Origin of the sequence: Streptomyces synnematoformans, from assembly GCF_039531005.1 — a bacterium.
GTDB lineage: Bacteria > Actinomycetota > Actinomycetes > Streptomycetales > Streptomycetaceae > Streptomyces > Streptomyces synnematoformans.
On record NZ_BAAAPF010000353.1, the window covers coordinates 1 to 7,062 of the forward strand.

The 7,062-nt window shown below is 76.5% G+C and carries 7 protein-coding genes; 3 read left to right on the top strand and 4 right to left on the bottom strand.

Annotation, left to right across the window (positions count from 1 at the left end):
* A partial coding sequence (locus ABD317_RS31605) for an SLAC1 family transporter (RefSeq protein WP_344294437.1) occupies positions 1-982 on the bottom strand: 982 nt, incomplete at its 3' end.
* Positions 983-1,052: 70 nt separating this feature from the next.
* Between ABD317_RS31605 and ABD317_RS31610 the strand changes: the two genes are divergently transcribed.
* Positions 1,053-1,991: a LysR family transcriptional regulator gene (locus ABD317_RS31610; RefSeq protein WP_344294439.1), complete on the top strand. Its 939-nt coding sequence runs from the start codon at positions 1,053-1,055 to the stop codon at positions 1,989-1,991.
* Positions 1,992-2,272: 281 nt separating this feature from the next.
* On the opposite strand, the gene ABD317_RS31615 is transcribed toward ABD317_RS31610, so the two are convergent.
* From ABD317_RS31615 to ABD317_RS31625, 3 genes are all read right to left on the bottom strand, one after another.
* Positions 2,273-2,968 (bottom strand): gamma-glutamyl-gamma-aminobutyrate hydrolase family protein, encoded by a 696-nt coding sequence (locus ABD317_RS31615; protein WP_344294441.1) that lies wholly within the window; start codon positions 2,966-2,968, stop codon positions 2,273-2,275.
* The gene (gene eat, locus ABD317_RS31620) at positions 2,965-4,488 is read right to left on the bottom strand and encodes an ethanolamine permease (protein WP_344294443.1); all 1,524 of its coding nucleotides are present in this window, start codon (positions 4,486-4,488) and stop codon (positions 2,965-2,967) included. The genes ABD317_RS31615 and eat overlap by 4 nt, the downstream gene beginning before the upstream one ends.
* Positions 4,489-4,631: 143 nt before the next feature.
* Entirely contained in the window at positions 4,632-5,372 is a 741-nt protein-coding gene (locus ABD317_RS31625) for an FCD domain-containing protein (RefSeq protein WP_027757126.1), read from the bottom strand.
* A gap of 98 nt (positions 5,373-5,470) precedes the next feature.
* Between ABD317_RS31625 and ABD317_RS31630 the strand changes: the two genes are divergently transcribed.
* Both ABD317_RS31630 and ABD317_RS31635 read left to right on the top strand, forming a co-directional pair.
* Positions 5,471-6,871, top strand: coding sequence for a glutamine synthetase family protein (locus tag ABD317_RS31630; protein WP_344294446.1), 1,401 nt, complete (start codon positions 5,471-5,473; stop codon positions 6,869-6,871).
* Positions 6,872-6,882: 11 nt separating this feature from the next.
* The coding region (locus tag ABD317_RS31635) for an aldehyde dehydrogenase family protein (RefSeq protein WP_344294448.1) at positions 6,883-7,062 on the top strand (180 nt) is incomplete at its 3' end.

A 7,062-nucleotide genomic window follows, 5' to 3' on the forward strand; every position in this document is an offset into this window, starting at 1 on the left:
CCGCCAGCCCGCGGAACGCCGTCAGCCCCGTGTGCTCCGCCAGGCTCGCCGCGCCCGTCACGCACGTGCCCACCGGGAACGTGAACGCCCACCACGTCAGCGCGAACGGCATGCCGCGGCGCACGGCCCGGACGACCAGCGCCCCCGCCACCGCCAGCCACAGCAGCGCGAAGCCCAGCACCGGCACCCCGTACAGCGTCGCGAACGCCCCCGGCACCGCCGCCGAGCCGTCCGCCAGCGCGCCCGCCGCCGTCGTCGACTGCCCGAGCGGCCCCAGCACCAGGAACAGCGCCGGCGTCAGCGCGAGCGGCAGCGGCCCGCGCTCCACCAGCCGGGCGAACACCAGCGGCAGCATCAGCAGCGTCGCCAGCAGGCTCATCCCGAACATCGCGAAGCACCCCAGCACCAGCGACTCCCGCCACTGCCCCGCCGGCAGCCGCGCCGCCAGCGCCGGGCCCGTCGCGGCCGACACCATCGGCGCCACCACCGGCAGCAGCCACACCGGCGAGGCGTCGCCGGGCCGCACCCGGTGGCGTACGACCATCAGACACGGCACCGCCACGGCCGCCGCCAGCCCCACCGCGGTGCCCGCCACCCACAGCGCGGCGTGCGCGGCGGCCGCCGCGCCGGTCCCCGTCACCCGCGCGCCCGCGGCCGTCGTCGCGGCACCCACCGCGAGCAGGGCCATCGACAGGCACCCGTAGAACGGCGCGACCGCCGGATCGGCGAGATGCGCGCGGGCGCGGTCGGCGTGCCGGGCCCAGTGCACGGCGCGCGCGGCCAGGAGCACGGCGAGGAAGACGGCGGACAGCGCCCACACGGGTACGAGCGCGGCGGCCGGCAGCCCGACGGCGGTGCCGGCGGTGGCGACGATGGCGGTGCCCATGACGCCGGCGTACCACTGGGGGCCGAGGTCGCGGGTGGAGAGCCCGTGCCGGACGTGGGCGGTGGCGCGGGGGCGTACAAGGGTGGTGGCGGCCATGGTGTCAGCCTCGCCGGGGGCGGGGGCGCCCGGTAGGCCCCGCCGCCTTCTCGGGCCATAAGCTGGGGTTATGAGCGGGTACGAGGCCGGGGGCGCCCCGGAGCCGTCGGTGGCCCGCCGGGTGCCGGACCTGGCGGCGCTGGAACTGCTGCTCGCCGTCGCCCGGCTGGGCAGCCTCGGGCGCGCGGCGAAGGCCGTCGGCGTGAGCCAGCCCGCCGCCAGCGCCCGCATCCGGTCCATGGAACGGCAGCTGGGCGTCGCGCTCGTGCACCGCTCGCCGGCCGGGTCGCGGCTCACCGAGGCGGGCGGCGTGGTCACGGAGTGGGCCCGGCGGGTGGTGGAGGCCGCGGAGGCGTTCGACGCGGGCGCGCAGGCGCTGCGCGCCCGGCGCGACTCGCGGCTGCGGGTGGCGGCGAGCCTCACGGTGGCGGAGTACCTGCTGCCGGGTTGGCTGGTCGCGCTGCGCGCCGCCCGGCCGGAGACGGCGGTGTCGCTGCAGGCGGGGAACTCCGCGGCGGTGGCGGCGCAGGTGCGGGCCGGGTCGGCGGACCTGGGGTTCGTCGAGGGGCCGGACGTGCCCGCGGGGCTGGACGGCGCGGTGATCGGCCACGACCGGCTGCTGGTCGTCGTGGCCCCGTCGCACGCGTGGGCGCGGCGGAGCGGGCTGCCGCCGGCGGAGGTGGCGGGCGCGGCGCTGGTGCTGCGGGAGCAGGGGTCGGGTACGCGCCAGGTGCTGGACGAGGCGCTCGTCCCGCACGGCGGGCTGGGGGCGCCGCTGCTGGAGCTGGCGTCGACGACGGCGGTGAAGTCGGCGGCGGTGACGGGGGCGGGGCCGGCGGTGCTGTCGGAGCTGGCGGTGGCGGACGAGCTGGCGGCGCGCCGGCTGGTGGCGGTGCCGGTGGCGGGGCTGGACCTGACGCGGGCGCTGCGGGCGGTGTGGCCCCGGGGCCAGCGGCCCTCGGGCCCGGCCCGGGACCTGCTCGCGCTGACGCGGGGCGCGGGTCCGTAGGTGGTCGGGAGGTGCCCCGGACCCGCCCCTCCCCACCCGCCGGGGCTGCGCCCCGGACCCCGGCGGGGCTGTGCCCCTGCACCCGCGCGGGGCTGCGCCCCCCCGGACCCCCTGCGGGGCTGCGCCCCTGCACCCCAAACGCCGGGGCCGTGCCCCGGGCACTCCGCCGAGGCTGCCGCTCCCCGCACCCCACCGGGCTGTGCCCCCGTACTCCTGCGGGGCAGGCCCGTACCGCCTGCACTCAAGCCCGGCCGCTGACGCGCCGCCGCCCCCCGGAGGGCTCAGCCCGCCGCCGCCACCAGGCCCCGCAGCACCCGCGTGTCGTCGTCCATCTCCGGGTGCCACTGCACCCCCAGCGCGAAGCCCCCCGCGTCCGGCAGCTCCAGCGCCTCCACCGCCCCGTCCGCCGCGTACGCCGACGCGATCACGCCGGCGCCCAGCTCCGCCACCGCCTGGTGGTGGTACGTCGGGACCGTCACCGCCTCCGGCAGCAGCGCGGCGAGCCGCGTGCCCGGCACCGGTGTGACCTCGTGGGCGCCGAAGACGCCCGGGCGGTCGCGGTGGCCGTCCATGTGCTGGAGCAGCGAGCCGCCGCGCGCGACGTTCAGCAGCTGCGCCCCGCGGCAGATCCCCAGCAGCGGCAGCTCCGCCGCCAGCGCCGCGTCGATCAGGGCCAGTTCCCAGGCGTCCCGCTCGCGCGACGTCGGGGTGGCGGCGTCCGTGCGCGGGTCGGCGGCGGCGCCGTAGCGGGCCGGGTCCAGATCCGGGCCGCCTGCGACGACCAGGCCGTCCAGGCGGCGCAGCGCTTCCGGCGCGCGGGCCGGCGCGTCCGGCGGGAGCAGCGCCGCGAGGCCGCCGGCGCGCTGGGTGAGGCGGTGGTAGCCGGCCGGCAGGAGGGCGGCGGGCAGCCGCCACCGGCCCCACCGGGCCTCGTCGACGAGGTACGTGGAGATGCCGATCAGGGGCCGGGTCGTCATGTCTCCCTCACGGTAGAGCGCTCCAGTTCCGCCTCCGCCTCGGCCAGCGCCGCGAACTCCTCCTCGGGCGCCGCCGCGACCAGGCGGTGCCGACTGTAGAGGGCGAAGTACCCCAGCGCCACCACGTAGACGCAGCCCGCGATCACCGCCGCCCACTTGTCCACCAGGAACGTCGCCACCAGCGCCGACAGCGCGAGCACGAGCGCCACCGACGACGTCGCCGCCCCGCCGGGCGTGCGGTACGGGCGGGGCAGCCCCGGCTCGCGGCGGCGCAGCACGAGGTGCGAGAGCGCCATCAGCGCGTACGAGATGGTGGCCCCGAACACCGCGACGTTCAGCATCCGCGCCCCGTCCCCCGTCCCGGCGGCCAGCGCGAAGCCGAGGGTGCCGGGCACGAGCAGGCCCAGGTACGGGGCCTTGCGGCGGGAGGTGAGGGAGAGGGCGCGGGGCAGGTAGCCCGCCCGGGAAAGCGCGAACAGCTGCCGCGAGCCGGCGTAGATGAGCGAGAAGAACGAGGCGACGAGCCCGGCGAGGCCCGCGTAGTTGACGAACCGGCTGAGCGCGGTCGCCTCGCCGTCCGGCTGCAGCGCCTCGACCAGCGGGTTGCCCGCGTCCTGCACGGCGGCGGAACCGCGGGCGCCGGCCGCGGTGATGAAGGTGAGGACCGCGAGCAGCAGCAGGATGCCCATCGCCCAGGCCATCGCCCGCGGCAGCGTACGGGACGGGTCCCGGGTCTCCTCCGCGGCCAGCGGCACGCCCTCGACGCCCAGGAAGAACCACATCCCGAACGGGAACGCCGCCCAGATGCCCATGATCCCGAACGGCAGCCAGGAGTTGGCGCCGAAGGAGCCGGAGTCGACGGGGATGTCGTTCAGCGAGCCGGCGCTGAACTCCGTGAGCGCGCCGACGGCGAAGATCAGCAGGGCCGCGACGGCGACGGCGGTCACGACGAGGCTGAAGCGCAGCGCCTCGCCGACGCCCCACAGGTGGATGCCGAGGAAGACGGCGAAGCAGGCGAGGTAGACGGGCCAGCCGGAGGTGAGCCCGAACAGCTCCAGCGACTCGACGTAGTCGCCGATGAAGATGACGATCGCGGCCGGCGCCAGGACGTACTCGATGAGGATCGCCGTCCCGGTCATGAACCCGCCCCAGGGGCCCAGCGCCTTGCGCGCGAAGCCGTAGCCGCCGCCCGCCGTGGGCAGCACGGCGGCCAGCTCGGCGAGGGCGAAGACCAGGCAGGTGTACATCACGCCCATCAGCAGCGCGGCGATGGCCAGGCCGCCGAAACCGCCCTCCGCCAGGCCGAAGTTCCAGCCGGAGAAGTCGCCGGAGACGACGTACGCCACGCCGAGGCCGGTGAGGAGCAGCGGCCCGGCGCTGCCGGCGCGTAGCGCGCGGCGCCGGAGGTAGGCGTCGGCCGCGGCGTCCGGCGGGACGGGGTCCGAGGGGGAGCCGGGGGCGGCGTCGGGAGCGGCCCGGGGGCCGGGAGGTGCGGTGCGGGACTCGGTGCCTTCGCTCATGGTGCCGCTCCTGCCTCAACGGACGGTGGGGACGCGGTAATGGTGCGGTCCCATACCTTTGCGGCGCCGGGGTGGCAAGCGCAAGCCCCGTGCGTGAACGTCCTGTTACGGCGCCCCCGCCCCGGGGCCTAACCGTGCGGTGCTCAGCCCAGGAAGCCGCGCAGCAGCGCCGCGGTGCCGGCGCAGTGCTCCCGCATCGCCTCGCGGGCGGCGTCCGGATCGCCGCCGAGCACCGCGCCCACGACCGCGGCGTGCTGCGCCTGGCTGTGCTCCAGGTTCCGCACCAGCAGCGGGATGCAGTCCAGCAGGTCGTTGACGGTGGCCCGGACGGCGGCGTACTGCGCCGCGAGCCGCGGCGAGCCCGCGAGCTCCGCCAGGGTCAGGTGCAGCAGGGTGTCCAGCCGCCGGTAGTCGCCCAGCGGCGCGTCCTGCGTCGTCTGCAGGGCGGCGCGCAGCCGCGCCCGCTGCTCCGCCGTCAGGTCCGTGCCGGCGCACAGTTCCGCGGCGCCGGTCTCCAGCACCTCCCGGAACCGGAGCACGTCCTCCAGGCCCGTACGCTCCGTACGCCGGCGCAACTCCTCCTGCGCGTCCCGGCGCGCGGTCGTGCGCTCCCGTACGAACGTGCCCCCGTACCGCCCCCGGCGGCTCTCCACCAGGCCCTCGTCCTGCAGCACCTTCAGCACGTCCCGCAGCGTCACCCGGCTGATCCGCAGCCGCCCGGCCAGCTCCCGCTCCGCGGGCAGCCGCTCGCCCGGCGGCACCAGACCCAGCCGCAGCACCTGCAGTATCTGCTCCAGCGCCTCCTCGAAGCCGTTGCCCGCGCGCACCGGACGCAGTACGGTCCGCAGCCCGTCGCCGGCCGCCTCGGTGGTGAACGCCCGCATTCCCGACCCCCGCTCCGCCGACCCGCTGCCCCGGCCTACTTCCCCATCAAAGGTATCCGGGCCTACCTTAAGACGTCCGTAGCAGAGGAGACCGCGCCGTGACCGACTCCGTACGCACCCCCGCGCTGCCCGTGCCCGAGCTGCGCCGCCTCGCCGACGCCGGCGAAGTCGACACCGTGGTCCTCGCCTTCACGGACATGCAGGGCAGGCTCCAGGGCAAACGCTTCGCCGCGCCCTTCTTCCTCGACGAGGTCCTCGCGCACGGCACCGAGGGCTGCAACTACCTGCTGGCCGTGGACGCCGACATGAACACCGTCGACGGCTACGAGATGTCGTCCTGGGAGCGCGGCTACGGCGACTTCGCCATGCACCCCGACCCCGCCACCCTGCGCCGCATCCCCTGGCACCCCGGCACCGCCATGGTCACCGCCGACCTCGCCTGGCACGACGGCACCCCCGTCCCCGCCTCGCCGCGGCAGGTGCTGCGCCGCCAGCTCGACCGGCTCGCCGCCCGCGGCTGGACCGCGTACGTGGGCACGGAGCTGGAGTTCATGGTCTTCAAGGACACCTACGAGCAGGCGTGGAGCAGCGCGTACCGCGGCCTGACCCCCGCCAACCAGTACAACGTCGACTACTCCGTCCTCGGCACCGGCCGCATCGAGCCCCTGCTGCGCCGCATCCGCAACGAGATGGCCGCCGCCGGCATGACCGTCGAGTCCGCCAAGGGCGAGTGCAACCTCGGCCAGCACGAGATCGCCTTCCGCTATGCCGACGCGCTGACCACCTGCGACCAGCACAGCATCTACAAGACCGGCGCCAAGGAGATCGCCGCCCAGGAGGGCACGGCGCTGACCTTCATGGCCAAGTACGACGAGCGCGAGGGCAACTCCTGCCACATCCACCTGTCCGTACGCGACGCCGACGGCACCCCCGTCTTCGCCGCGCCCGACGGCCCCGACGCCTCCGACGAGGGAGCCGACCCGTACGGCATGTCCGCGACCATGCGGCACTTCGTCGCCGGCCAGCTCGCCTGCCTGCCCGAGCTGACCCTCCTCTACGCGCCGAACATCAACTCCTACAAACGCTTCCGCCCCGGCTCCTTCGCGCCCACCGCCGTCGCCTGGGGCCCCGACAACCGCACCTGCGCCGTCCGCGTCATCGGCCACGGCGGCTCGCTCCGGCTGGAGAACCGGCTGCCCGGCGGCGACGTCAACCCCTACCTCGCCGTCGCCGGGATGATCGCCGCCGGGCTGCACGGCGTCGAGCACAAGCTCGAACTCCCCGAGCCCTGCACCGGCAACGCCTACGCCGGCGACGCCGCGCACGTCCCCGCCACGCTCCGGGACGCCGCCGACCTGTGGGGCGGCAGCACGCTCGCCCGCGAGGCGTTCGGCGAGGACGTCGTCCGGCACTACCGCACCATGGCGCGGGTCGAGCAGGAGGCGTACGACACCGCCGTCACCGACTGGGAACGCTTCCGGTCCTTCGAGCGCATGTGAGGTCGAACCCCTTGGCAGGATCAGCAGCAGCAGCACCCGCACCCCCGCACGAGCACACCGTCGTCAACCCCGCCACCGAGGAGCCCCTCGCCACCGTCCCGGCCGCCGGCCCCGCCGGCGTCGGCGTCGCCGTCGCCCGCGCCGCCGCGGCGCGGCGGGGCTGGGCCGCCCTCGCCGCCGGCGACCTCGAC